20 protein-coding genes are annotated in these 25777 nt (G+C 59.1%); 6 read left to right on the forward strand and 14 right to left on the reverse strand.

All coding sequences use genetic code 11. The features are described from left to right. Nucleotides 1–15: 15 nt before the first annotated feature. Nucleotides 16–1386, forward strand: a complete 1371-nt coding sequence (locus tag AB1724_10515) for an NAD(P)/FAD-dependent oxidoreductase (protein MEW6078236.1) — start codon at nt 16–18, stop codon at nt 1384–1386. Between the two features lie 9 nt (nt 1387–1395). Here AB1724_10515 and AB1724_10520 read toward each other — a convergent pair whose 3' ends face one another. Both AB1724_10520 and AB1724_10525 read right to left on the reverse strand, forming a co-directional pair. Next, nucleotides 1396–2040: a class I SAM-dependent methyltransferase gene (locus AB1724_10520; protein ID MEW6078237.1), complete on the reverse strand. Its 645-nt coding sequence runs from the start codon at nt 2038–2040 to the stop codon at nt 1396–1398. A 25-nt stretch (nt 2041–2065) separates the two neighbouring features. Beyond that, on the reverse strand, nt 2066–3670 hold the full coding sequence (locus AB1724_10525; GenBank protein MEW6078238.1) for an NAD(P)/FAD-dependent oxidoreductase: 1605 nt from the start codon (nt 3668–3670) through the stop codon (nt 2066–2068). A gap of 185 nt (nt 3671–3855) precedes the next feature. Here AB1724_10525 and AB1724_10530 point away from each other — a divergent pair, with 185 nt between their 5' ends. Beyond that, nucleotides 3856–5133 carry a 4Fe-4S binding protein gene (locus tag AB1724_10530; GenBank protein ID MEW6078239.1) on the forward strand — a complete coding sequence of 426 codons (1278 nt, stop codon included), beginning with the start codon at nt 3856–3858 and terminating at the stop codon, nt 5131–5133. On the opposite strand, the gene AB1724_10535 is transcribed toward AB1724_10530, so the two are convergent. The 8 genes from AB1724_10535 to selA form a co-directional block, all read right to left on the reverse strand. Beyond that, on the reverse strand, nt 5130–6398 hold the full coding sequence (locus tag AB1724_10535) for an MFS transporter (protein ID MEW6078240.1): 1269 nt from the start codon (nt 6396–6398) through the stop codon (nt 5130–5132). The genes AB1724_10530 and AB1724_10535 overlap by 4 nt on opposite strands. Nucleotides 6399–6402: 4 nt before the next feature. Further along, nucleotides 6403–7017, reverse strand: a complete 615-nt coding sequence (locus AB1724_10540) for a 4'-phosphopantetheinyl transferase superfamily protein (protein MEW6078241.1) — start codon at nt 7015–7017, stop codon at nt 6403–6405. Further along, entirely contained in the window at nt 7014–9161 is a 2148-nt protein-coding gene (locus tag AB1724_10545; protein ID MEW6078242.1) for an acetate--CoA ligase family protein, read from the reverse strand. Before AB1724_10545 ends, AB1724_10540 begins: the two co-directional genes overlap by 4 nt. 10 nt (nt 9162–9171) lie before the next feature. Next, nucleotides 9172–10698: a uroporphyrinogen-III C-methyltransferase gene (gene cobA / locus AB1724_10550; protein MEW6078243.1), complete on the reverse strand. Its 1527-nt coding sequence runs from the start codon at nt 10696–10698 to the stop codon at nt 9172–9174. 1021 nt (nt 10699–11719) lie between these two features. Further along, nucleotides 11720–12268, reverse strand: coding sequence for a hypothetical protein (locus AB1724_10555; GenBank protein MEW6078244.1), 549 nt, complete (start codon nt 12266–12268; stop codon nt 11720–11722). Nucleotides 12269–12836: 568 nt separating this feature from the next. Beyond that, entirely contained in the window at nt 12837–13769 is a 933-nt protein-coding gene (gene hemC, locus AB1724_10560; protein ID MEW6078245.1) for a hydroxymethylbilane synthase, read from the reverse strand. 9 nt (nt 13770–13778) lie between these two features. Then, nucleotides 13779–14009, reverse strand: coding sequence for a zinc ribbon domain-containing protein (locus AB1724_10565; GenBank protein MEW6078246.1), 231 nt, complete (start codon nt 14007–14009; stop codon nt 13779–13781). Nucleotides 14010–14058: 49 nt separating this feature from the next. Continuing rightward, nucleotides 14059–15507, reverse strand: a complete 1449-nt coding sequence (gene selA, locus AB1724_10570; GenBank protein MEW6078247.1) for an L-seryl-tRNA(Sec) selenium transferase — start codon at nt 15505–15507, stop codon at nt 14059–14061. A 375-nt stretch (nt 15508–15882) separates the two neighbouring features. Here selA and AB1724_10575 point away from each other — a divergent pair, with 375 nt between their 5' ends. From AB1724_10575 to AB1724_10585, 3 genes are all read left to right on the forward strand, one after another. After that, nucleotides 15883–17646: a formate--tetrahydrofolate ligase gene (locus AB1724_10575; protein ID MEW6078248.1), complete on the forward strand. Its 1764-nt coding sequence runs from the start codon at nt 15883–15885 to the stop codon at nt 17644–17646. A gap of 74 nt (nt 17647–17720) precedes the next feature. Next, complete coding sequence (locus tag AB1724_10580; GenBank protein ID MEW6078249.1) at nt 17721–19316, forward strand: radical SAM protein; 1596 nt, start codon at nt 17721–17723, stop codon at nt 19314–19316. 15 nt (nt 19317–19331) lie between these two features. Continuing rightward, nucleotides 19332–19616 carry a TRL domain-containing protein gene (locus AB1724_10585; GenBank protein ID MEW6078250.1) on the forward strand — a complete coding sequence of 95 codons (285 nt, stop codon included), beginning with the start codon at nt 19332–19334 and terminating at the stop codon, nt 19614–19616. A 15-nt stretch (nt 19617–19631) separates the two neighbouring features. On the opposite strand, the gene AB1724_10590 is transcribed toward AB1724_10585, so the two are convergent. The 4 genes from AB1724_10590 to AB1724_10605 all read right to left on the reverse strand — a co-directional run bounded on the left by AB1724_10590 (nt 19632) and on the right by AB1724_10605 (nt 24198). Next, nucleotides 19632–20699, reverse strand: a complete 1068-nt coding sequence (locus AB1724_10590) for a DUF2786 domain-containing protein (GenBank protein MEW6078251.1) — start codon at nt 20697–20699, stop codon at nt 19632–19634. A 187-nt stretch (nt 20700–20886) separates the two neighbouring features. Further along, nucleotides 20887–21546: an EI24 domain-containing protein gene (locus AB1724_10595; GenBank protein ID MEW6078252.1), complete on the reverse strand. Its 660-nt coding sequence runs from the start codon at nt 21544–21546 to the stop codon at nt 20887–20889. 14 nt (nt 21547–21560) lie between these two features. Continuing rightward, nucleotides 21561–22385, reverse strand: a complete 825-nt coding sequence (locus tag AB1724_10600) for a 4Fe-4S dicluster domain-containing protein (GenBank protein ID MEW6078253.1) — start codon at nt 22383–22385, stop codon at nt 21561–21563. A gap of 133 nt (nt 22386–22518) precedes the next feature. Beyond that, complete coding sequence (locus tag AB1724_10605) at nt 22519–24198, reverse strand: radical SAM protein (protein ID MEW6078254.1); 1680 nt, start codon at nt 24196–24198, stop codon at nt 22519–22521. Nucleotides 24199–24502: 304 nt separating this feature from the next. On the opposite strand from AB1724_10605, the gene AB1724_10610 reads away from it, so the two are divergent. Then, nucleotides 24503–25771 (forward strand): nucleoside 2-deoxyribosyltransferase, encoded by a 1269-nt coding sequence (locus tag AB1724_10610; GenBank protein MEW6078255.1) that lies wholly within the window; start codon nt 24503–24505, stop codon nt 25769–25771. Nucleotides 25772–25777 lie beyond the last annotated feature (6 nt).

Below are 25777 nucleotides of genomic sequence, written 5' to 3' on the forward strand. Positions count from 1 at the left end.
AAATAGCAGGGGATAATGCCGAAACGATACGATGTGATTATCGCCGGCGCCGGAAATGCCGGTCTTGCCTGCGCCAGGGCAGCGGCTGCCGGCGGGCTGAACGTCCTGCTGATCGACAAACGCCGACGCGGGAACCCCGGTCGTGACTGGTGCGATGTGGTGGAAAAAGATGTTTTTCAGCGCCTCGGCCTGGGCCTGCCGCCGCCGGCGTTATGGCGCCCGGTATCCCTGCCGGTCTTTTTCACGCCGGACATGAAGGATAGGATCGACCCGGGCAATCTCGAAAACCGACCCTGTCCCCACCTGTACATTGACCGGAGCCGGATGAGCCAGTGGCTGTTTGATCTTGTCGAGCCGCATCCCCATGTGGAAGTCCGAACTGAAACCACGATCCTGGGGCCGGAATTGTCTGGAACGCGGGTTACCGGCGTCCGTATCGCCGGCGCCAATAACGGCGCGACGGATGTCATCAAAGGCGATGTCGTCGTCGATGCCAGCGGTCTGCATTCCGTAATCGATTCACGGGTTCCTTACGACTATCCCTTCCGGGCCGATCCGGTCAATCCCGGTGATGTTTTCATCGGGATAAAAGAGATCATCTCCGTCAATGATGCGGATACCCTGCGCCGCACCGGCAACCGGATCCTTATGGGATATGGCGGCGGCATGGCCTGGACGATGATTTACCGGGAGAATATGATCGATGTAGGCGTTGCCGTTCCGCGGACGCAGAGAGCCGGCGGCATCAAAAAGCTTTTAAGCGGCCTCAAAGACAGGCTGGGGCTATCCTCTTTTGCGCCGGTTCGCCGTGGTGGCGGGCTGTTGCCCGCCAGGCGCTGCCGGACCCGGCTGGCGGGTGAGGGCTACCTGGTCGCGGGCGACGCGGCCTGTCAGATCAACCCGGCCAACGGCGGCGGCATTTCACCGGCCCTGCTGGCCGGTCATATGGCCGGAGAGGCTATCGTTCATGCCGGCCGGTCCGGCGGCAATGGTCCCGCCTCTTTATGGGATTATCCGCGGCGCTATATTACCGGCCAGGGCGCCGCTTTCGCCGGCCTGGATATGATGCGGATCTGCTTTCAGTCGCTCTCGGCCAGTGACATCTCCTGGCTGTTCAGAAAAGGGGTTATTCAAATCCATGACCTGGCAGTGCCCTTTATTGCTGGCGAACGACCGCCATTTCAGGTAATCACTGGGCTGCAAAGTGCCGTCAGAGGCAGGTCCCGTCCCGGCCTGCTGTTAAAACTGGCCCGGGCGCTGCTGGACGCCCGGGCGATCGAAACGGCCTATCGTGACATACCGGCAACCTATCATCCGGCGACCGTTGCCCGCTGGGAGAATAAAATCAGGGGGATAGCCGAGAGAGCCGGGAGAAAACGGTCGTAGCCCGACCTTCTACCTTTTTTTCGCCATGATCTGAAATATGGCCGCCCGGCTGCCGTTCATGGTCAGCACTTCTCTGTTTTCTTCCATGATGATATCAAACGGCGGCAGCAGTTCGTAAATCCAGGCCATGTCGTGATGCCGGAGAACGGCGCCTTCGGAAAGCCGGAAAACGCCGTATCTTCCGAATTCAGCTTCAAAACGGCGGTACCGCTCCGTGTTCCTGGCGTCCTTCTGGAAGGGATAATCGCTGAGATAAAGAATACCTCCCGGCCGCAAAACCCTGACCAGTTCGCGCACCAGTTCTCTCTGGCCATGATCCGTGGGAATGCAGTTGAGGACCGCCAGGAGAATGCAGGCATCAAAGGAAGCGTCCGGAAAAGGCAGCGGCCCGCCCTGGATGTGCCGCAGGTCCAGTCCGGGATGGAGGCGAAGCCCCTGGCGGATCATCTCCGACGAAATATCGACCCCGACCACGTCCCGAAAACCGTTTTCCCGCAGCAGAGCGCAGGTCCGGCCGTAGCCGCATCCGTAATCCAGGATTTTCCCTGCCGGCGGAACATGTTCACGCAACCGCTCTGTCCGCAGGGGATGGGTGAAGGTTTTCTTTGCCGCCACGCCGTCCCAGTACTCCCGCTGGCAATCGAGCCGATCCATGACGATGTTCCCGTCGTTCTCCGGTCTACATTTTTTTCAAGACCTTGTCCGCCGCCAGGATGCCGGACATGATCACCGCCGACTGCCCGCCGCAGGGAAAGGTCCAGGCCCCGGCCAGGTAAAGATTTTCTATGGGTGTTTCCTGGGGCAGCCGATTGAGCATGCTCTGCTGCGGGGTATTGGCCCAGCCCAGGATGGAGCCTTTGGGGTTTAAGGTGTAATGGTTCATGGTACGCGGCGATCCGACTTCCATGACTTCGATCCGGGAGTTCAGGCCCGGCAGGTAAGTTTCGGCCTGGGCGATCAGTTTTTCGCCTATGAAATTTTTGAAAGCCGTGTATTTGCTGTGCCCTTCGTCTTCATGCCAGCCTTTAAGCCAGTCATAGGGAAGGACCGTCGTCAGGGTAATGACGTTTTTACCCGCCGGCGCCGCCCCGGGGTCCACCATGGAGTAGTTGGTGATGGCGTATGGCACTTTTTCGATCTTTCCTTCCCGCATTCCTTGAGTGTTGGTCACCGGGTCTTCGGAAATGTTGATCATCAGTTCATGGACCCTGGCCGGAAACTCAGGCGTATAGTCGGCTTCCACTCCCAGATAGACCACAAAGGCGGAAGCGGCGATCTCCATGGCTTCCACTTTTTTCGCGTAATCCTCCGGCAGATGATCACGACCGGCCAGCTTGAGCAGGGTGTCGGGCGCGTTGGCGTTGGATATCACGCAACGGCTCCGCCAGACCTGGTTGTTTTTGGTCCGGACACCGACCGCCCGCCCGTCTTCGATCAGTATTTTTTTCACCAGGGTGTTGAGCCGGATTTCCCCGCCGTGCTCCCGGATCACCGCCGCCAGGGCGTCGGAAACGGACTGGGAGCCGCCCTCAAAATAGTAATAGCCGTGGCGGTGGTAGCTGTTCCACATGGCCGCGAACACCAGGGCCGAAATCCGGTCCGGACCGTCACCCAGAAAATAGGAGAGCTGCGTGAAGACAGACCGCAGCCGCTGGTCCGAAATAAACTCATCCAGCAGTTGGGTCAGGGTGACATCCCAGTATTTGCGCATGGTGCGAATCGCCCGGGGATGCTTCAGGCCTTCCCACATGGCGCCCCAGGTATTGCCTTTCATGTATTGCAAGCCGGCGGAGGAGGTCAGTTCGATCCGGTCCAGGGTTTCAAACAGCCGGTCAATACCGGCGGCCTCAAGAGGAAACTTTTCCTTCAGCAGTTTCCGGTACTGTTCAATGTCCGCGGGAACATCCAGGGCAAATCCGGGAAAGGCGGCCCGGTACATGGGGTCCAGCCGGACCGGCTTGAGGCGCCGGTAAATGTCCAGTTCCTGGAACCATCCATGGGTAAGGCCGCCGGGATCAAGGCCGTCCATGGCGTGGAGGGATACGTCAAAAGTATAATCCCCGCGGGAAAAACCGGTCATGTACCCGCCCACTTTATCATGCTGCTCAAAAACCAGCACTTTTTTCCCCGCCAGGGCCAGCCTGGCCGCGGCCCCGAGACCGCCGCCGCCGGCGCCGATCACGATCACATCGTAATCCGCCGCCTGGTCCGACGCCGTTTTCACCTCAGCCGGCGAACAGGCGAACAGCAGGCACAGTCCGGCCAGCAGAACCCACTGGATCATTTTTTTCAAAATTTCTCCTCCTGTAAATGATGGGGATCCCGTTTTCGCCATTGAATATCATTCTTGCCAGGGAAACGTCAATCAGGGGAATGTTTTCCGGAAACCGTCTGTCCTGCTGCTGACATTGAGCCGTCTCCCCCCGGCCATTCTTTCATCGATCGGCAGAACAACCGGCTTGAGACGTCATGATCGACCGGCGAAACGCGGGAGCGGTTTACAAATTCCGGGAGTTGCTATATCGTTACGGCTGCGGTTCAGATCATATTGTTTTCAAATACGGAGGCAACATGAAACAGGCGGCCCTGGCGATCAAAGACAAGCTGGTTGAATTACGGCAGTGGGACAAAACCTATAAAGCCCTGCGGAAGCACCTGGACACCCTGCCGGTGGGAATGCCGGCCACTTTTTCCGGGGTGGAGCGACGGCTGCTCAAGGCCATGTTCAGCATTGACGACGCCCGGCTGGCGGTTTACATGGACTGGCATTTTGAAACCGCGGACGCGATTTTCGCCAGGGCCGGCGCGCCCCTGGGCCTGTCCCGGGAAGAAATAAGCGACCGGCTCTCGGCCATGGAAAAAAAAGGAATCATTTTTGCCCGGCAGACGGACGGTGTGTGGGAGTACGCCCTGCATCCGCTGATCATCGGCATGTACGAAATGCAGTTAAACCGCATGAACCCGGGCTTCTACCTGGATCTGCGGGAATACGTGACCAAGATCTGGGGTATCGAATACCTGACATCGGCCATTCCCCAGATGCGGGTCGTCCCGGTGGAAAAAAGCATCACGCCGGAGCACCCCATCGCCACCTATGATGAAATCAGAAAGATCATCCAAAACACGGAAAAGGGGATTTCCATCGCCGAGTGCATCTGCCGCAAGGCCAAGGAGATGGTGGGCGAACCGTGCAAAAAAACGGATCGCAAGGAAATATGCCTGGGGTTTCGCGATTTCGGGGACATGTACACCCGAAACGGCTGGGGACGCCCGATTACCAAAGAAGAGGCCCTGGCCCATCTGGACCAGGCGGAAAAAGAAGGGCTGGTGATTCAGCCGTCCAACGAGAAGGAGCCCCAGTTCATCTGCCTGTGCTGCGGCTGCTGCTGCGGCATCCTGGAAATGATGCGCACCATGCCCCGGCCGGCGGATTTTACGGCCTCCAACTATTACGTCGCGCTGGACCTCGAATCCTGCAACGGCTGCGGCAAGTGCGTCCGGCGCTGCCAGATGGGCGCCTTTGAAATTAAGGACAAAAAAGCCGTCCTGAATCTGGACAAATGCATCGGCTGCGGCCTGTGCGTGACCACCTGCAAGACCCAATCGCTGAAGCTGGTCAAAAAGGATATGGAAACCGTGCCGCCGGAATCAACCGAGGCGATGTTTGAAACCATCATGGCCGGGAAAAAGGGCGGCGTCGGCCGCCTGGTGGCCGCGGCTAAAGGGGCCATGGGGATGAAGCCTTAAGGACGCTCCGGTTCCCTGACAAAGCACAGCAGCACGCCGCCGGCGATAAACAGAAGTAAAATGGACAGCACCCCGTGGCGGGACGACCCGGTGGCCAGGGTGGTCAGGCCCATCAGGGCCGGTCCGATGATGGCCGCGAATTTTCCGAAGATGTTGTAAAACCCGAAGAACTCCGCCGCCTGCTCCTTGGGAATCATGCGACCGAAAAAGGAGCGGCTCAGGGACTGGATGCCGCCCTGGGCCAGGGCGATGAGAAATCCCATGGCAAAAAAGACCGCCACCTTGAGACCGGGGTCTTCAATTACCGGCAGCATGTAACCGACAAACGTCAGCAGGCAGTAAACGCCGATCCCCGCCAGGATCATGCGCTTGGCGGAAATCCGGGCGGCCAGCAGGCCGAAGGCAATGGCGCAGGGCCAGCCCAGGACCTGGATGAACAGCACCACGCCGATCAGGACGGTCTGGTTCAGCTTCTGGTCCAGCCCGTAGGCCAGGGACATGCTGATGATGGTGTCCACGCCGTCGATATAAAAAAAATAGGCCAGCAGAAACAGGGCGATGTTTTTATAGAGCCCGATTTTTCTGATGGTGGTGATCAGGGCGGCCAGGGAATCGGCCAGGGGCCGGGACGACGCCGGCGTAAAATGGGCCTGCCGGACGTTCCTGAAGATCGGTATGGAGAACAGCCCCCACCAGGCGGCGGTCAGCAGAAAAGCCGCTGAAAATCCCGGAGCCGGGAACTGATCGGCGGCGGCAAGGCTTTTGAATAAAAAGAGAAGGGCGATGGCGGCCAGAAAAGGCGCGACGCTGCCGATGTACCCCCAGCCGTACCCGTAAGCGGAAATCCGGTCCATGCGCTCATCCGTGGTCACGTCCACCAGAAAGGCGTCATAGAAAATATTGGCCCCGGAAAACCCGATCCGGGCCAGGCCATACAGGGCCAGGCAGAGCAGCCACTGGCCGGGCCGGACCAGGGACAGCATCAGGGTGGCGGTCACCCCGATGGCCACGGCCCAGGACAGAAACCGCCGCTTGTTGCCTTCAAAGTCGGCCAGGGCCCCCAGAAACGGCGCCAACAGCGCCAACAGCAACGAAGAGGCGGCCACGGTGAACCCCCAGTACGCCGTGGCCGTGTCCGGCGTCACCTCCCGGGCCGCGTGGGTTTTGAAAAAAATCGGCATCAGGGTGGTGGTGACGATGAGGACAAAGGCGGAATTGGCCACATCGTAAAGGATCCAGCTTTTTTCCGTGCGGGTCAGGGCCAACGTTTCAGTCTTTCATTTTATCGAGCGGGATGTCTTTCCCATTCTCGTCCAGCAGGGCCCATACAACGCGATCCTCCTCTTTTTTCGCCACGGCCGCCAGGTGGCCACTGAAAAAGCACTGCTCCACGGACCAGAGGTAGCAGTCAAAGGAAACGGCCAGTTCCATATGGTTCATCACCGCTTCCACCCGGCACCGGGAAAGGCCGGCCAGCCCCCGGCCGGTGGCCTTGAGGACGGCCTCCTTGGCGGTCCAGCAGCGGAACAGGATATCCGCCGAATCGGCGTCAAACAGGCGCGCTTCCTCCGGGCTGACGATTTTCTTCATCAGGGCCGGTGAGTATGGGGCAATCTTCTCGATATCAATGCCGGTTTTTTCCGTGGAAACAATGCCGCCGGCAAACTCGGGCTTGTGGGTTACCGACCACCACAGGCCGTCGGCCGGAAGAGGCGCGCCCCGGCGATCCTTTTCCAGGAGAGCCGGCAGGGTCAACCCGGCTTTGTCCGCGGAAACGGTCAGGGGTTCCCGTGCGAAACGGCTCAAGGCGCGCTGTCGTTCGGCCCGGCGCAGGCCGGACACCGCCGCCGGCACGGTCATAATGACGGGATAAAGATATTTCATGGCCGCAAGTCCGATCGACTCTTGTCCGGCGGGTCGATGATGATCCGCACGTCCGCCACGGTGGCGCCCCGGCCCTCTTCATGGACCATCAGGGGGTTGATATCCAGTTCCACGATGGACGGGTTGTCCACCACCATGTCCGACAGGCTGACCAGCATTTTCTGCAGGGCCAGCACATCCCGTTTCGGCTTTCCCCGAAATCCGTCCAGCATGGGAAAGGAGTGAATGCTTCTGATCATCCGCACGGCATTGTTGCGGCCGATGGGCGCCAGACGGAAGACCACGTCCTTGAACAGCTCCACAAAAATACCGCCCAGGCCGAACATGATCAGATGGCCGAAATCCGGATAGCGGTTGACGCCGAGGATAACCTCCTCCCCCAGGGGGGCCAGTTTCTGCACCAGGACGCCCCGGATCGTGGCCCGGGAATCGTAATTGCGGGCGTTGGCGACGATGGTCTCAAACGCGGCCCGGACCTCATCTTCGGTTTTCAGCCAGACCCGCACGCCGTCCGCCTCGGACTTGTGAATGATCTGCGGAGAAACGATCTTCATGACCACCGGATACCCTGTTGCTTCGGCGATCTCCACGGCCTGGTCGGCGGTTTCGGCCAGCCGGGTGGGCAGGACGTTAAATCCGTAACAGGCCAGCAGTTCGTTTCCTTCCAGTTCGCCAAGATAGGTCTGCCCTTTTTTCCGGCAGGCGTTGATGATTTCTCTGGCCCGTTTTTTGTTGTGTGTCAGCTTGAACTGAGCCAGGTGCTGGCGATGCACCCACTGCTCCGAGCGGTACAGGGCGCCGATGGCCTTGGCGGCGTTTTCCGGGAAACGGTAGACCGGAATATGGTTTTCCTGAAGGTGCCGGACCCCTTCGGACACGTCGATGACGCCCATGAAGGCGCAGACCACCGGCTTGGGTGTCCGCCGGGCGATCTTGGAAATCACCCGGGCGGTCTTGATGGCGTTGGTCATGGACTGGGGCGTCAATATGACCAGGGCGCTGTCCGTGTTTTCATCCTTGATGACGGCATCCAGGGCGTTATGGTAGCGGTCCGGGTCGGCGTCGCCGATGACGTCCACCGGGTTGTTGATATTGGCCGTGGGCGGCAGGTGGCTGGCCAGGACCTCGGTGGTCTCCGGGGAAAAGCGGGCCAGTTCCAGGCCGCTGACTTCAGTCATGTCCGTGGCCACGATGCCCGGTCCGCCGGCATTGGTGACGATGGCGATGCGCTTGCCCCGGGGAAATTTTTTGGCGGCAAAGGCGCCGGCGTAATCAAACAGTTCATTGACCGACTCCACCCGGATGATGCCGGTCTCGGCGAAGATGGCGTCATACACGCCTTCAGACCCGGCAATGGAACCGGTATGGGAAGAGGCGGCGGCAGCGCCGGCGCCGGTCCGGCCCGATTTGATGGCCAGGATGGGGGTGGGATTTTTCCCGGAGGTGATCTCCCGCACGGTCTCGACAAACTCCTGGCCGCCCCGCTTGAGCTGCTCCAGGTACATCATGATGACGTCGGTGTCGGCGTCCTTGTGAAGGTACTTGAGCAGGTCCAGCTCGTCCACGTCGGCCTTGTTGCCGGTGGAGATGAACTTGGAGAACCCCACCCCCATGTCGGCGGCGAAATCCAGGACCGCCGTGCACAGGGCGCCGCTCTGGGAGATAAAAGAGATGTTGCCGGTTTTGGGCATGCGGGCGGAAAAGCTGGCATTGAGGCGGACCTTGTCCTTGGGATTGATCACGCCCAAGCAGTTGGGTCCCACCAGGGGGATGCCGGCTTTGCGGCAGCGCCGGGCGATCTCCTCCTCGATCTCCTTGCCCCTGCCGCCGACCTCCTTGAACCCGGCCGAGACGATGACCACCCCTTTGACCTTTTTGGTGATGCATTCATCGATGGCGATCAGGGCCGCCTCGGGCGGCAGAATGATCATGGCCAGGTCCACCGGGTCGGTTATGGCCAGCACGCTGGGATAGGTTTTGACGCAGAGAATGGCCTCCGCCCTGGGGTTGACCGGATAGAGGGTTCCCTGGAAATGGCCGTCGAGAATGTTTTCAAACAGGTCATGGCCCACCTTGCCGGGGGTGGTGGAGGCGCCGATCACGGCCACGGATTTGGGGGAGAATATCGCGTCAAGTTTGTCCATATTTGTCTCCTTATCGGGAAAAGTAATCCCGTATCGCTTCGGTCAATCCATCGATCGTATACTCCCCGGCCGTTACATCCACCGTAAACCCCTCCTGCTGCGCGGTCTCCGTGGTGATGGGCCCGATGGAGGCAATGGTCACGCCTTGCAGCAGGCGGCCGGCTTCGGCCGGATCGGCCGGCAGCAGGGCGCGGAAATTCTTGACGGTGGAGGAGCTGGTAAAGGTGATCATGTCCACCTGTTTCTCTTTTAACGCCGCCAGCAATTCATCGGCGGCCGAGGTGTCCTGCCGGGTAAAATAGACCGGGATTTCATCCACCTGCGCCCCCATGGCCGCAAGTTCCCTGGGAAGGACGAAACGCGCCTCGGCGGCCCGGGGCAGAAGCACCTTTTTGCCGTTCATGTCCCGGCCGCGGAAAGCCTCCACCACCGACTCGGCCCGGTAGCTGTCGGGCATGATGTCGGAGCGGAGCCCGAAGGCCAGCAGGCGGTCCCGGGTGGCCGGCCCGATGACGGCGGTTTGCACCTGATGCAGTGCCCGCACGTCCAGCCCTTTTTCAAACAGCCGCGAAAAGAAGAACTCCACGCCGTTGACGCTGGTGAACACCAGCCAGTCGTAGGCGGCCAGGTTGTCCAGGGCCGCGTCCAGGGCCGAGAAATCCTCCGGCGCCTCGATGCGGATGGTGGGGCACTCCAGGCAGGCCGCGCCCAGATCGGTCAGCAGCTTGACCAGTTCGCTGGCCTGGGCCCGGGCCCGGGTAACGACGATTCTTTTGCCGAACAAAGGCCGGTTCTCAAACCAGCCGATGGTTTCCCGCAGGCGGATGACCTCGCCGACCACGATGATGCAGGGCGCCTGCAGGCCCGCCTGCCGCGCTTTTTCCACGATGTCGGCCAGGGTGCCGGTGACGGTCTTCTGTTCCGGCGTGGTTCCCCAGCGGACCAGGGCCACCGGCGTGCCGGCCGCGAGGCCGTTGGCCATGAGCTGTCCGGTGATGTGGGGCAGGTTTTTCACGCCCATGAAAAAGACCAGGGTGCCGCCCAGGGAGGCCAGGGCCGGCCAGTTGATGCTGGAGACTTCCTTGTCCGGTTTTTCATGGCCCGTCACCAGGCAGACCGAGGAGGTGAAGTCCCGGTGGGTCAAAGGGATGCCGGCATAGGCGGGTGCGGCAATGGCCGAGGTGACGCCGGGAACGATCTCAAAAGCAATTCCCCGCTCGACCAGGTACTCGGCTTCCTCGCCGCCGCGGCCGAAGATGAAGGGGTCGCCGCCTTTCAGGCGTGCGACAGTCTTGCCGCCGGCCGCCTTGTCGGCGATCAGGGCGTTGATCCCCTCCTGGGGCAGAGTGTGGTCCCCGCCCTTCTTGCCCACATAGATGATTTCCGCGTCCTGGCGGGCATAGGCCAGAAGCTGGTCGGCGGCCAGGTAATCGTAGACCACCACGTCCGCGTTGCGGATGCATTCAACCCCTTTGACCGTGATCAGGCCCGGATCTCCCGGCCCCGCTCCGATAAGATAGACTTTACCTGTCGCCATGCGATTGTTTTTCTCCCTTTTTTGACGGCTTCGTAAAAAACCGCGTCGTCATGCCGGGCAAGCCTGTCCCGGACTTGATCCGGGAACCCGGCATCCAGAAAATAAGTCTGCATGCCTTATTATTATGGTTGATGGCTTGATAAAAAGTGTGCTTGTTCGCTCCCCGATCCTTTTGGGCGGGCGCGACGCTCTTCGCGGAATTTCTCGAACTCGGGCTGTTCAATGGTTCAAAAAATGTCCGAATTTCACCCTCAGACAACGAGAAATTCTTATCGCGAAGACCGCCGCGCCCTTTCTTCCCAAAATGATCGCAGGTCGCTCACAACCAACTTTTTACCGGCCATTCATCGTTAAACGTCCTGCTGCTACCCTACTTTAAGGTTTTTCCCAGTGCCGCGTCATGCCGGGCTCCGACCCGGCATCCAGAAAAAAACTGCATAACGTGTTTGCTAATCGTCAGACCTTGCGCATTATGTCACCACCACCAGCGCCATAGCCAAGACCATCGGCTGAGGTGCTCCCAAAACGAATCTCCAAAATGCATGGCCAACAAGCCACACGCAATTGCCACCAGCACTGCTGCTGCCAAGTATCCGTAGCCACCTACGATGGCTTCCGTTAGCAGTACTCCAGCGAAAACAATGACGCCAAATACAAATCCGCAACCGAATCGAACGGCCTTCTCTATTTTATCTGGTGGCTCCATGCCTGGTGCTGCCTGACTTATTGCTATATGGTTATTGGCTTTATAAAAAGTGTGTTTGTTCGCTCCCCGATCATTTTGGGCGGGCGCTGCGCTCTTCGCGGAATTTCTCGAACTCGGGCTGTTCAATGGTTCAAAAAATGTCCGGATTTCACCCTCAGACAGCGAGAAATTCTTTTCGCGAAGACCGCCGCGCCCTTTTTTCCCAAAATGACCGCAGGTCGCTCACAACCAACTTTTTACCGGCCATTCATCGTCAAACGTCCTGCTGCTATCCTTCTTTAAGGTATTTCCCAGTTCCGCGGTTCTTAAAATTTATCAATACCATCTGCCTAAGGAACAATATTGTGTCATTTCTTCAAACGAATATGTCTCTGGAATCATTTCTGCTTTTTTAAGTGATTGGAGCGTGTTCTCAAAGTTTGAGATATCGTCATGGCTTCCAAACTGTTCAAATAACAATTCAAGGAGCCTGCGTTTAAAGGATATGAAGTCATTTTGATATATTTTCTTTTCCTTTCCATACCCAATAAGCTTCTGAAGATTTTCAAGAATGGGAAAGATAACCATATCTCTTTTAGCTTCGTTCAAATCTTTTTCAGCTAATCTTCCTGGTATATGCGCCATAGCCTCTTCTATTGAGGAGTAATCCATCCAAACTGTTTCGGCTTCCTGTCGCGTAAGGTTACCGTATAAAAATTTGTTTAGAAGGTTGTCAGCTTTAATGACGGTTCCTTCCAAGAATTCATTAAATTCATGCATAATTTTTTGTCGTTCATTTTTTTGCTTGTCCGTAAGTATAGCCGAGGCTTCTAAGCCCAGAACATTGTACTCTGCAAGATCAATTTTGTTTTCATTCGTCTTCATGTTTTAGCGCATAACTTATTTTATACGTCTAATGGTTTGACAAAAAGAGTGTTTGTTCTCTCCCCGATCATTTTGGAATGAATAGTATCTATTTTATACTGGATCCCCCGGTCGAGCCGGGGGATGACGCCCAAAGGCGAAAAACCGCAGAGAGCCTTCTCCGGAATGACGGCGAACAAGCAGGGCTCATATAATAAAGGATCAAATACCTTATGAAAATGTTCTTGTAAAAAGCGTTTTGTGAGCGACCTGCGATCATTTTGGGAGACAAGGGATTAAAAGCCTTCGCGTAAAGAATTTCTTGCTGTTTGAGGGTGAAGTCCGGACGTTTTTAAAAACCATTGAACAGCCCGAGTTCGAGAAATTTTCGCGAAGCATTTTAATCCCGCCCAAAATGATCGGGGAGCGAACACAAACCTGCTTTTTACAAGTTCCCTGTTTTGATGTTTTGATTCACTCGTAAATATCATTTCCCGGAAAACGAGATTTCTCCCTTCGGTCAAAATGACAGGGTGACCGGCCCCGATCGCTAAAAGACTATCAATTAGAAATATCCGCCGGCCTGTTGTCAGCCGTTCAGTTTCTTCAGAATCACATCCGCGCCCCGGGCCAGCAGGCGCTCGGCCAGTTGAATGCCCAGGGTGGCGGCCTTTCCCGCCGGGCCGCTGATCCGGCCTCGGACAATGGTGCCGCCGTCCACGTCCGCCACCAGGCCGTCCATGGAGATGGCGCCGTTATCTGTTTTCGCCAGGGCGGCGATGGGAATCTGGCAGCCGCCTTCCAGCTTCCTTAAAAAAGCGCGTTCGGCGGTGACGGCCAGGCGGGTGTCGGCATGACCGATACGGCCCACTATATTATTAATGAAGGCGTCGGCCTCCCGGGTTTCGATGCACAGGGCGCCCTGGGCCACGGCCGGCAGCATGATCTCTTCAGGCAGGTGCTCGGTGATGGCCCCGGCCAGGCCCAGGCGCGAAAGACCGGCGGCCGCCAGGATGATGGCCTCCATCTCGCCCCGGTCCAGCTTGGCCAGCCGGGTGTCGATGTTGCCGCGCAGAGGCACGATGGTCATATCCGGCCGCAGGGACAACAACTGGGCCGCCCGGCGCAGGCTGCTGGTGCCGACCCGGCAATTTTCCGGCAGGCCGGAAAACGATACCCCGTCCCGGGAAATGAGGGCGTCAAAGGGCGTTTCCCGCACGGGCACGGCGCCGATGATCAGCCCCGGCGGCAGCTCGGCCGGCATGTCCTTCATGCTGTGAACAGCCAAATCAATCCGACCGCCGGACAGGGCCTCCTCGATCTCTTTGACAAACAGCCCCTTGCCGCCGATGGCCGCCAGGGGCACGTCCAGGATCTTGTCGCCGCTGGTCTTGATGATTTCCAGTTCGCAGGTCAGGCCGGAGGCGCTCTCCTCCAGCCGGTTCTTGACCCAGTTGGCCTGCCACAGGGCCAGCTTGCTGCCCCGGGTACCGATTTTAATGACGCGGTCGGCTGATGACATGGCCGGCCCTTAATGGCAGCCGGCGCATGAAGAGGAACTGCAGCCGGAGCAGGAGGAGGCGGACGCCGAGCTTTTGGTGGTCAGGCCGCTTTTGTCTTTGGTGTGAAAACAGCCGGCGGACATGAGTTTGCCTATTTTTTTGGAACCACAAAAGCGGCAGGCGTCCGGCTCTTCTCCGCCCAGGACAATTTCCTCAAACTTCTTATTGCAGGCCTTGCACTTGTATTCATAGATGGGCATGATCTTAAAACTCCTCAAGTTTTGTGCATTTCAGATACTACTTCTATATCTACCGGTTCAGAACGGCAAGCAGAGCGTCCCTGATAACCGGGAGTTCATCCGCCGCCACGGTTCGCATATCCATCAGCAACATCTCTTTTTCAATCCGGCCGATCACCGGCGGCCGGTTGCCGCGCAGGGCGGTTTCCAGACTGTCCGGAGAGAGTCCGGCAATTTCGATGGAGAGGCATTTGGTGGGTATCTCCAGCAGGGGGAACGACCCGCCGCCGGCCCGGGAAACGCCGTCCACGATCTCCGCATTAAGGCGGGCATCGCCCGTGTCCTTGAGCAGGGCCATCAGCCGCTGGCATTTTTCCAACACCTCGGTCACCGGCGCCGTCATCATCTTCAGGGTGGGAATGGTTTCGACAGCCCGGTCCGAGTCCCGATACTCCCGCAGGGTGATTTCCAGGGCGGCCAGGGTCAGCTTGTCGATACGCAGGGCCCGGGTCAGGGGATTTTTCCGGATGGTTGCCAGGATGTCTTTTTTGCCCACGATGATCCCGGCCTGGGGCCCGCCCAGGAGCTTGTCGCCGCTGAAGGTGACCACGTCGGTCCCCGCGGCCACCGCCTCCTGGATGGTGGGTTCGTAGGCCAGGCCATATTTGCGGAAATCCACCAGGGTGCCGCTGCCCAGATCGTTCATGACGGGCAGGCCGTGTTTCCGGCCCAGGTCAACCAGATCCCCCAAGCCGACTTCGGCGGTGAATCCGATCATGCTGTAATTGCTGGTGTGGACCTTCATCAGCAGGGCCGTATTGTCCGTGATGGCCTCTTCATAATCCCGGGGGTGGGTGCGGTTGGTGGTGCCCACCTCCTTTAGAACGGCCCCGCTTTTTTTCATCACGTCGGGAATGCGGAACGATCCCCCGATTTCAACCAGTTCTCCTCTGGAAACGATGACTTCCCGGTCCCGGGCCAGACTTTCCAGGCAGAGCAGCACCGCGCCGGCGTTATTGTTGACCGCCATGGCCGCCTCGGCCCCGGTCAGTTCGCAGATCAGCTCTTCCACGCAGGCGTAACGGATGCCCCGTTTGCCCCGGGCCAGATCAAACTCCAGGTTGGAATAACCGCAGGCCACGCGGACAATATGTTCGGCCGCTTTTGGAGACAGCAGGGAACGTCCCAGGTTGGTATGAATCACCACGCCGGTAGCGTTGATCACCCGGTCCAGGTTGGGCAGCATGGCCCGCCCGGCTTTTTCCCCGGCAATCTCCGCGGTCTTTTCCGCGCTCAGGGATTCCGCGGAGACACCCGCTTTCCGGGAAAGGACCCGCGCCCGTTGCTCCCCGACGGCGGCGCGCACGGCGGCCGTCAGAACGGACAGGGGGATATCCGCCATGTTCCCGTCGTTTTTCAACAATTCCAGAACGGTGTCGACGCCGGGAATCAGTTTTAGCGATTTCAACTGCTTGTCCGAAAGCGCCGGTTCCGTTCCGGTCTTTTTCCCTGATGCCATAAGAACGCTTTCTTTAACAACCGGTATTTACCGGTAATGTTTTATACTAATACTCCCAATTTCTGGAAAAATATAACAATTCTCCGGATAAAAGCCAGCATTTTTCTTTCGATCGCCCCGTACCCCCTTGTTCCTTGAACCTTAACCCTGAACCTTACACCTTGACCCCTGATTCAACGACCGATAAAAAAAAATAATTGCTTTGATGTCAACAGGATGGTAGCTTATCTTTTATTAATTTTTATGGACATCCGGTGTCGCAATAATATTTAACAATTTTAATATGTTAGATATGTTTCGCGCCCCGGCTTGATTTGTATGCCGCTGACGGCACAACAGAAATAGGACCCTTAAGAAAGCAACGAAGGAGGAATTATGGCTTACGATGCGACAAAAATGCCTGACTGGCAGATTTCCGAGGAAGCGGAAAAGAACATGCCCATGCCCGAAGACTGGCGCGTAAAACTCGGCCTGGAAAAGGACGAAATGCTGCCCATGGGCCGGCTGTCCAAGCTGGATTTTCTGAAGATCATCAAGCGTCTGGAGAACAAACCGGACGGTAAGTACATTGAAGTAACCGCCATCACCCCGACCCCCCTGGGAGAAGGCAAAAGCACCACCTCCCTGGGCCTGATCGAAGGCCTGGGCGCCCGGGGCAAAAACGTCGGCGGCGCCCTGCGTCAGCCCTCCGGCGGACCCACCATGAACGTCAAGGGCACGGCGGCCGGCGGCGGGAACTCCCTGCTGATCCCCATGACCGAATTCTCTTTAGGCCTTACCGGCGACATCAACGACATCATGAATGCCCACAACCTGGGCATGGTGGCCCTGACCGCCCGCATGCAGCATGAGCGCAACTACAACGACGAGCAGCTGGCCCGCCTGACCAAGATGCGCCGCCTGGACATCGACCCCACCCGCGTCGAGTTCGGCTGGATCATCGACTTCTGCGCCCAGGCCCTGCGCAACATCGTCATCGGCCTCGGCGGCCGCACCGACGGCTACACCATGCAGTCCAAGTTCGGCATTGCCGTGGGCTCCGAGCTGATGGCTATTCTGGCCGTGGCCACCGATCTGGCCGACCTGAAAGAGCGCATCAACAACATCACCGTGGCCTTCGACAAGTCCGGCAAACCCGTCACCTGCCGCGACCTGGAAGTGGGCAACGCCATGGCGGCCTTCATGCGCAACACCATCAACCCCACCCTCATGAGCACGGCCGAGTATCAGCCCTGCCTGGTTCATGCCGGCCCCTTCGCCAACATCGCCGTGGGCCAGAGCTCCATCATCGCCGACCGCGTCGGCCTGAAACTGTGGGATTACCATGTGACCGAGTCCGGCTTTGCCGCCGACATCGGATTTGAAAAATTCTGGAACGTCAAGTGCCGCTTCTCCGGCCTCAAGCCCCACGTGTCCATCCTGACCGCCACGGTTCGCGCCCTGAAGATGCACGGCGGCGGGCCCAAGGTCGTGGCCGGCAAGCCCCTGGACGAAGCCTACACCAAGGAGAACCTGGCCCTGGTGGAAAAAGGCTGCGAAAACATGGTCCACCTGATCGGCGTCATCCGCAAATCCGGCATCAACCCGGTCGTCTGCATCAACCGTTTCTACACCGACACCGACGCCGAAGTGGCCCTGGTGAAAAAGGTCGCGGAAGCGGCCGGCGCCCGCTGCGCCGAGTCCAACCACTGGCTCAAGGGCGGCCAGGGCGCGCTGGAATTCGCCGACGCGGTTATCGACGCCTGCGACGCCGGCAATGATTTCAAATTCCTGTATCCTCTGGAGATGAAGCTGCGCGACCGCGTTGACCTGATCGCCAGGGAAATTTACGGCGCCGACGGCGTGGACTGGCTGCCCGAAGCAGCGGCCAAGGCCGATATGCTGGAAAAAGATCCCAAGTACGCCGACTTTGCCACCATGATGGTCAAGTCCCACCTGTCCCTGACCCACGACCCGGTCAGAAAGGGCGTGCCCAAGGGCTGGCGTCTGCCCATCCGTGACGTCCTGATTTACTCCGGCGCCAAGTTCCTGTGCCCCTGCGCCGGGACCATCAGCCTCATGCCCGGAACCGCCTCTGATCCTGCTTTCCGCAGAATCGATGTCGATCCGGCCACCGGCAAGGTGTCCGGCCTGTTCTAAAGGGCGGTTGTTTGAAGTTGATCCATCATGCAGGGTCCGGAGGCTCTCCGGACCCTGCTTTTTTCAGGTGACCCATGAAATGTCTGCTGATCAACCCCTTTTATCCCATCTCGGAAACGCCTTCACCTCCCCTGGGCCTGGCCTATCTGGCGGCCGTGCTGGAGCGCGCCGGCGTGGAGGTGGCCCTGCTGGATTTTGTGGTCTTCCCCTACAGCCGCGAGGCCCTGGCGGAAAAGCTGCGAATATTTTCCCCGGACTTTGTCGGTCTGACCGCGGTCACCATGAGTTTCGACCAGGCCGCCCAAATCGTTCGTGATGTCAAGTCGCTGGCGCCCGGGCTGCTGACCGTCATGGGCGGCCCCCATGTCTCCATGTGCGCGTCCGACACCCTGGCAAACCTGCCGGAACTGGACATGGTGGCCGTGGGCGAGGGGGACGAGACCATTGTGCGGCTGGCGGCGGAACTGGCCGGCGGTCGCCGCTGGGAAACCGTCCCGGGGATCGTTTACCGGGATAAGGCCGGCGCCGTTTGCGCCACGCCGGTGAAGGAATACGCCGTGGACGTCAAGGCCCTGCCCCTGCCGGCCCGGCACCTGCTGCCCCTGGGACGGTACAAGGCCCTGAACATGCCGGTCAGCATGACCACCAGCCGGGGCTGCCCCTTTAAATGCATTTTCTGCGTGGGCCGCAAGATGGTGGGCGCCAGGGTCCGTTACCGGGACCCCATATCGGTGGTGGATGAGCTGGAATACCTCATGGGACTGGGCTTTCCCCAGATCAACATCGCCGACGACCTGTTCACCGCCAGCCGGGCCCACTGCTTCGGCGTCTGCGACGAGATCGAACGGCGGGGCCTGAAGGTCAAGTGGTCCTCCTTTGCCCGGGTGGACCTGGTCAGCCTGGACCTGCTGCAACGGATGAAGCAGGCCGGGTGCGTGGCGGTCAGCTTCGGCGTCGAAACCGCCAACCCCGATATTCTCAAAACCATCAAAAAAGGCATTACCATCGCCCAGGTCGAGGCGGCCGTAACGGCCTGCGCCGAGGCCGGCATGCTGCCCCATGTCTCTTTTATCCTCGGCCTGCCCGGCGAGACCCCGGAGACCATTGAAGAGACCAAAGCCTTCGGGGAAAAGCTCAAGGCCCTGGGCGCTTCCTACGGGTTTCACCTGCTGGCCCCGTTCCCGGGCACCGAGGTCCGGGATCGGGCCGGTGAGCTGGGCATCCGCATCCTCACCCACGACTGGCGGGAATACCACGCCAATAAAGCCATTGTCGAAACCGAAAAAGCCGACGCCGCCCTGATGGACCGGGTGGCCGGCCGCTGGAAGGACGAGTACGACGAGTACCTGGGGCACGTCCAGCGGCTGATCGAGGCCGGAACGGCCACCGATGAAGAGGCCTGGGCCCTGATCGGCCTTGAAAACACGGTTATGCTTTACGACCTGATGATGAAATCCTCTCTGGAGGACAAGGGGGCGTGGCCGGCAAAGGAAAGCACCGACGCTGACCCGAACGCCCTGCTGGCGGATCTGGCCGGCCGGGTGTGCGGCTTTACCGACTATCCCGCCGAGCGGGTGGCCCGGGCCATGCAGTGGGCCATTGACCGGGGGTGCCTGGCTCACCGTGTTGAAGAAGGCCGGATCGTCTGGGCCTGGAAAGATTATTTGTAAATAAGGAGAAGAATCATGAAAAAATTTATCGTTCCCATCAGCTGTCTTTTTCTGGCAATAACGCTGACCGCCTGCGCCACATATCCGATTCCCATCACGGCCACCGGCAACGAGATCGGCCCACGACGGGGCGTTGCCACCGGTAAGATTTATTTCGGTATGTTCGGGGACGCCTCTTCCGCCAACATTGCCGCCGCGGCCGAGGACGGCAACATCAAAAAAATTTCCACGGTGGACATCCAGGTGGAAAATTTCCTGGGCATTGTCCAGACCATCTCCTGCGTGGTTACCGGGGAATAATTTTTCCCCGCCCCTTCACCCGTTCGTGATATATCCGCCATGGGATGACCCGGCCTGCTCAATGGGCCGGTGCAGGGTCACCCGGCGGCCGTCATCGACGCCGGCGCGGTAGGCCTCGCCGGCCGACACGCCGCCCCCGTAACAGGTGCGGATCCGGGGATTCAGGTACCGGTAATAGGCGGTCAGCCGGGGATCGCCCCGCCACACCAGTGCCTTTGTCTCCCGAATGATCCGCTCCTGCTGTTCCAGCTTGCGGTAAAAGCCGTCCAGCACGCCCGCGAAATACCGCTGGCGCTGGCGCTGGTCCGGAACCCGGTGGGCCTCCCGGTACCACGTCCACAGGGACGCCATCACCGTCCACAAATAGTCATAAACATAATGGGCCATGTCCAAGTTGGGCCGGGTCCCGTAGACCGTCAGCACCGTTCCCGCCCGGTCGCGCCGGGCATCGTAGGTATGCTGCCACAGCACCTCCACGAAGAAAAAACGGCCCAGGAGCGAGGCCATTCTCAGTTCCGCGGCGGTGTGCCGGCCCTTTACCGGTCCCAGGACCAGGCAGGAGAAATCGTCGTTCCGGTCCGTCTCCACCCGGTCGAGGTTGTACTTGAGCATGAGTTCCCGGGCCTTCTGCACCGCCCGCTGGGCCTCGTTCTCGTTGGGACTGGCCGCCAGACAGAGGACCTTCTTCAGGCGCCGCAGGGCGCGGTCTTCGGTCGGGGGCACAACCCGGCCGGAAGCCTTGTGCCCGCAGCGAAGTTTCCGGCAGGCCTCTTTAAACGCGGTTCCGTGGGCGGTTTCATTGACCGGCCGCAGGACTTCGCTGACGTACTGGTGGGCCATCTCGTGGCGCAGGGTGTCCATGACCAAAAACCAGTCGTCGTCCTCGATGTGAACGATGGCCAGGGTCAGGGTCCTGATGCCCGCGTCCCATTGGCCCATGGCCCCCTTCAGCGGCGACAACCGGATCACGGGTCGCTTCAGGCTCCGGGCAAGATAAAGCTCATTGTAATAGTCCCACCACAGGTAAAGGTTCCTGTTCCAGGCGCCGTAGAGCCGGGAACGCAGATCATTTGCGTCATTCATGACGATAGTCTCAAAGAAAATTTTACATCTTCATTCCGTTGAAAGCCTGAATCCAGCGGGCCCGCCGGCGTGCTGCCGGCTTGAACGATCATGAAACTTCATTGTCTCGCCGTCATCCCGGCCCGTGACGCGAAGCGGAACGTGAGCCGGGGTGACGATTGAATGCGGATTCACGCTTTTTACTCGCTTATCTTTTTTCCGGAACAATGCCGTGGTACAGGTGGGTCATCCACACCGTTCCGATGATGGGAGCGAAAAGATTGACCACGGGCGTCAGCGTGATGACGGTGATGATCAGCCCGCCGATATAACGGCCACGCCGGTTTTTCTTTCCAAGCCGCCTGGCCTCGACCTTGCCGATATGGTACCCGGCCACGCTTTCGAAAAATTCCCGTCCCAGCAGGTAGCTGTTCAGGACGATGGACACCGCGAATCCGATCCCGATCAGGTACAGGGGCAGAACGATCACGTTGAGGGCCAGGGCGACGATGGTGAACCGGATGTCATGCATCAATTCGGCCACGAAATTAAGGGACTCATTGGCCCTGGACTCCGGATAATATACGCTTTCCACCCGCCGGATCACCTTTTCCTGGAAAAGGCCGGAAATCAGCACCGTGAAAACCGGCAGCATGAACCAGCCGCCGACCCCCATGGTGATGCCGAACCCGGCATTGAACAGTGCCGCCAGCCAGGCCGTTTCGATATTCACGAAATGGGTGCCCAGCCAGGTCAGCACCACCACCAGAGCAACCACCAGGGTGATCGCGCAGAACGCGCAGAGCAGGATGACGCCCGGCAGTTTGGCCTTTGTCAGCGACCGCATCGTCTTCAATAAAGGAAACAAGTCCATCCTCCTTTCTATCTGGTCCGGGCCGTCATGGTGATGGCCCGGTTCGGGCAGACAAAGGCGCACAATCCACAGCCGTAACACCGGGACGGATCATACCGCAACGTCGCCGTCCCATTCCCCGTCACCATGGTCCTGGCTCCGAAATGGCATACCCGGGCGCAAGCCCCGGCATTATCGCAGGCCACCAAATCGGTGGCGGCAATGGTCTGCCCCTTTTTGATCACCCTGGCCCGGCTGTCATTCAAATTATTATAGACGATCAGCGGCACACAGGTGGCGGAGGAACAGTGGCAGATGCTGCCTTCCCCGCCCATCATGAGGTAGAGGTTTGATACCAGGCCCATGTTCCGGGTTTCCTGTTCAAGGGCCAGCAACTGCTGCTTGGAAACAGGTTCATAGCCGTCACAGTCCCGGAACTTGTCGCCGCACACGCCGAACTGGATGTCCAGGTTCAAAGGCGACGGCCGGCAGAGATCCAGCCGGCCGGCCGCGATATCCCTGGCGTCGCTGCCGGCCTCGGCCAGGGTGTTTTTCCGGCAGGCGCAGGGACCGCGGACAATGGTAAAATCATCCGGGATGGAAGCGATAAAGGCCGTCATTTCCTCGTAAGTGGCCACCTGGGTGTAAATGGAAAGGCCGACCAGGCGATCGATGATCCGCAGGAGGGTTTTGCGGGAAAACAGCTTCTTCGGCCCCAGGGTGTTCAGCAGCAGTTTCATGATCTGGGGTTCACGCGGGGCCCAGGCGCCGATAACCATTTCCCGCACCAGGCCTTGCTGCATTCTGGCGCGCTCCTCCTCCGGCATGTTGATCAGTTCAGCAATGGTGATCATGGCGCCTGTTCCTCGTTCCGTTATCGTATTTCATATTCCGACTTGCATTTATCGTTGCAGGGCGAACTCAAGGTTCGCCCCTGCAACATGTGGTTCATCTTTGTTCCCCGCCCTGTCTTTCCCGGTCCGGACTTCATTGTTCCGCGGCCGGGCGCAGGCCGGCCGGCGAAGGCGGGCGGCCGCCGAGGCGGCGGCGGATCTTCTGAAACACATAGCGGAAAAAGGCCGGTCCGATAACCAGAAAAATGAGCGGCTGGTATGAAAACATGTCCACCCGCTCTTTGACGGGCTCGGGGATGGGCAGAGTTTTCAGGGCGTCCAGTTTGTCGGTCAGCAGGCGCTCGTTTTCATCGTACAGGCCGGCCTCGATTCGCTTCAGGTAATCATAGTAGTGGTCTTCGCAGATCCGTTCGATGCTCCGGTTCATGCGGCGGATACCGTAGCCGTGGACAATGCCCATGAGGGACTCAAAGACGTTTTTCCGGAACAGGAAGCTTAAGATATACCGGTGAGTGTAAACCCGCTTGTAAATATCCACGATGCACTTCTGCAGGGTGCTGGGCTTCATCTGGTTGGGGAAGTAGGTCAGGAAGCTGCCGGTGGCATAATCTAAATAGTCGGTGTTGTCCGGGTCGGTGTTCCGGTAGTAAGTCATAAACCGCCGGTTCAGCGGGATGATGAGTTCCCGACCCTCTTCCATGTGGATGTCGTGGAGGATAAAGACGTTCAGGCTCAGCCCGCTCTGATGAATGAAGTCAACCAGTTCTTCGGCCTTTGCCTTTGTGTCGCCGTCAAACCCGAAGGCGAAGGTGCCGATGACGTGAATGCCGTGCCGCTTGATGTTGCGGATGGCCTCCAGGGCCCGGGCGCTGGTCTGCTTCTTGTTGAAGGCCGTCAGGTTTTCGTCGGCCAGGGATTCCACGCCCACGATCAGGCAGCGCACCCCGGCCCGTTTCATCAGGTCGAGCATCTCGTCGTCAAAGCCGATCTCGTGGCGCTCGAAGACCGTCAGTTCCGCGCCCAGGTTTTCTTCTATCAGCCGGTTGAGCAGGTCCCGGGCCTTCTGGCGGTTGCCGAAAAAGCTGTTGTCCACCACCAGGAACCAGTCGTTAAACTTCTGTTTGTATTTGATCTCGGCGATGATGCTGTCGATGTCGCGGTTGCGGAAGGAGTAGCCGAACAGCTGCGGCGTGGGGCAGAAGGCGCAGCGGAAGTTGCATCCCCGGGAGGTCTGGAGGGTGTTGACCAGGTTGTAGAGCCGGCCGGTGCCGAAGGCGGCGCGCCGGAACCCCTGAATGAGGCCGTAATCCGGGATGGTCTTCGGGATCGCCGGGGGCTCCCGGTCCGGGGTGTTGATCACGGTCCCGTTCCGCACAAAAGAAATCCCCTTCACCCGGCCGGGATCGCCGCCGGACCGGAGGGTTTCGATCAGCTCCGGCAGGACCTCGTCGCCCTCGCAGCGGACAGTGTAATCGGCCAGGTCGACGACCCGTTCCGGATAGAGGATGGCGGTGGGGCCGCCGATGATGACCGGCAAGTCCGGCCGGTCTTTTTTGACCCGTCGGACGAAATCCCTGACCTTGTTGTAGGCGGGGATGAAAAGGGGCAGGCAGAGGCAGTCGCAGTCGATCAGCTTGTCATAGTTCATGGGGCTGACGCCTTCGAGATATATTTTCACGTCATAGCCCTTTTCCTTCATGATGGCAGCCAGCAGCGGGGTGCCGTACTTGGGAAAGAGCCGGACATGCATGAGGGTGTTGATCTTGGCGTTGAACTCCACGAAATGGATTGTTCTGATGACTCGCGCGGACATGACTGCTCTCCTTTATATAAGAAGAAATTCCGGTAAGGGGGCCGGCAGCCGGTGTTTTCAGCCTGATGATAAAGGCGGTTGTGTTTCTGAAATTATCGGGAGGATATCACACCATACCGCCGGCATTCAACCTTTTCGGACGTTTTCCGCCGCCGGGGGCACGCCTCCTTAATAGGGTTGGTCAACACAGCGCAATAATGCTACTATCCGTTCAAGTGGTCGTATCCGGGCCTGCTCTGTTCGGGCCGTAACATAATTTACATCCATATTAATTGCCATGCCTTCTGACGGCGAAAAACCGAAAATGATTTACTGCGCGGGCCCATCCGCGTTTCCTGAAGACCGGTGGCAGCTTCTTTGCCTGGCTGACCGGCTGGAAGGCGACGGCTACCGCGCCTACATTCCTTTCAGGGACGGCCTCGACGCCCTTTATCCAGACCCTTTGGCCGATGATCCAACCCGGCGGCAAAAACTGGCCCGGGCCGTCTTTGCCTTCAATGTCGGCCGGCTCGTCCGGGAATGTGATGCCGTACTCTTTTCCCTGAACGGCCGGGTGCCGGACGAAGGCGGCCTGATCGTGACCGCCATAGCCGCCATGACCGGCATTCCGGTTGTCCTTTTCAAGCAGGATCATCGCAGCGCCTTTCACGGTTTTGACAACGCCATGATCATTGGCCTGAGCCGGACCTTTTCCGCGGTAACGCGTCCCGGACAAATTATCCGGGCAATCGCGCGTGAAATCGAGCAGGGGAGCTGGAATAAAAACGCGGCCAAACTCCCGCCGGCCGTGGCCGCGGCCGTGGACCTGGGCCTGAAGCTGACCGAAGTGCTGGACGGGCAACTGCCGTTGACCGACGGCGGCCAAGCCGTGATCATCCGGACGATTCTGTCGGTCTACGACGGGTCCGAGTGGGCCGATATTCAATCGCCGGCGGAACAGCCGGAGAACCAACAGGCGCCCGGCAAGGGCGATCGGGGGCGCGACCTTGTCTATTGTTCCGGCCCGCTGTTCTGCCCGGGAGAGGTCAGGGCCATGACGGCTATCGCACGGGCTTTGGAAGATTCAGGCCGGGACGCCTATCTTCCCCACCGGGACGGGGTGGAAGCCTTTGTCATGAAGAACACCGACAATTATCTGGCCAACCTGGTTCGGCCCCTGGTCCGGTTTTTCCATCGCCTGACCTTTGCCGTTGACGTCTATTTTATTTTAAAATGCCAGGCACTGGTGTTTAACGCCAACGGCCGGGTGCCGGACGAAGGCGGCGTGGTCGAGATCGGCCTGGCATTTGCCGCCGGAAAGCCGGTTCTGCTGTACCGGGAAGGACTTCAAACCACCGGCCCGGACATGGACCCCATGATCATCGGCGCCATGGCCCTGGCAACACCGGCCGCCACTGTCGACCGGATTCCGGAACAGGCGGGCCAAATCAACCGGCATCTTTACTGGCCGATGGACCTGACCGGCGAGACCGGCCGCCGGTCGACCCACATGCAAAGCATTGTCCGGCTGGGGCACGGGGCGTGGCGGATCATGCGGCGCATCCCTTTTTTAAAACCCGAAACTATTTTTTAATATCCA

Source organism: Thermodesulfobacteriota bacterium (genome assembly GCA_040753795.1).
GTDB lineage: Bacteria > Desulfobacterota > Desulfobacteria > Desulfobacterales > Desulfosudaceae > JBFMDX01.

Bases quoted from the DNA above. Each gene is read 5' to 3' on its own strand.
- AB1724_10605 (MEW6078254.1), bottom strand. From the start codon at position 24,198: ATGTCCGCGCGAGTCATCAGAACAATCCATTTCGTGGAGTTCAACGCC.
- AB1724_10580 (MEW6078249.1), top strand. From the start codon at position 17,721: ATGAAATGTCTGCTGATCAACCCCTTTTATCCCATCTCGGAAACGCCT.
- AB1724_10520 (MEW6078237.1), bottom strand. From the start codon at position 2,040: ATGGATCGGCTCGATTGCCAGCGGGAGTACTGGGACGGCGTGGCGGCA.
- AB1724_10590 (MEW6078251.1), bottom strand. From the start codon at position 20,699: ATGAATGACGCAAATGATCTGCGTTCCCGGCTCTACGGCGCCTGGAAC.
- AB1724_10530 (MEW6078239.1), top strand. From the start codon at position 3,856: ATGATCGACCGGCGAAACGCGGGAGCGGTTTACAAATTCCGGGAGTTG.
- AB1724_10600 (MEW6078253.1), bottom strand. From the start codon at position 22,385: ATGATCACCATTGCTGAACTGATCAACATGCCGGAGGAGGAGCGCGCC.
- AB1724_10555 (MEW6078244.1), bottom strand. From the start codon at position 12,268: ATGAAGACGAATGAAAACAAAATTGATCTTGCAGAGTACAATGTTCTG.
- AB1724_10585 (MEW6078250.1), top strand. From the start codon at position 19,332: ATGAAAAAATTTATCGTTCCCATCAGCTGTCTTTTTCTGGCAATAACG.
- AB1724_10540 (MEW6078241.1), bottom strand. From the start codon at position 7,017: ATGAAATATCTTTATCCCGTCATTATGACCGTGCCGGCGGCGGTGTCC.
- AB1724_10545 (MEW6078242.1), bottom strand. From the start codon at position 9,161: ATGGACAAACTTGACGCGATATTCTCCCCCAAATCCGTGGCCGTGATC.
- AB1724_10565 (MEW6078246.1), bottom strand. From the start codon at position 14,009: ATGCCCATCTATGAATACAAGTGCAAGGCCTGCAATAAGAAGTTTGAG.
- AB1724_10525 (MEW6078238.1), bottom strand. From the start codon at position 3,670: ATGATCCAGTGGGTTCTGCTGGCCGGACTGTGCCTGCTGTTCGCCTGT.
- AB1724_10610 (MEW6078255.1), top strand. From the start codon at position 24,503: ATGATTTACTGCGCGGGCCCATCCGCGTTTCCTGAAGACCGGTGGCAG.
- selA (MEW6078247.1), bottom strand. From the start codon at position 15,507: ATGGCATCAGGGAAAAAGACCGGAACGGAACCGGCGCTTTCGGACAAG.
- hemC (MEW6078245.1), bottom strand. From the start codon at position 13,769: ATGTCATCAGCCGACCGCGTCATTAAAATCGGTACCCGGGGCAGCAAG.
- cobA (MEW6078243.1), bottom strand. From the start codon at position 10,698: ATGGCGACAGGTAAAGTCTATCTTATCGGAGCGGGGCCGGGAGATCCG.
- AB1724_10575 (MEW6078248.1), top strand. From the start codon at position 15,883: ATGGCTTACGATGCGACAAAAATGCCTGACTGGCAGATTTCCGAGGAA.
- AB1724_10515 (MEW6078236.1), top strand. From the start codon at position 16: ATGCCGAAACGATACGATGTGATTATCGCCGGCGCCGGAAATGCCGGT.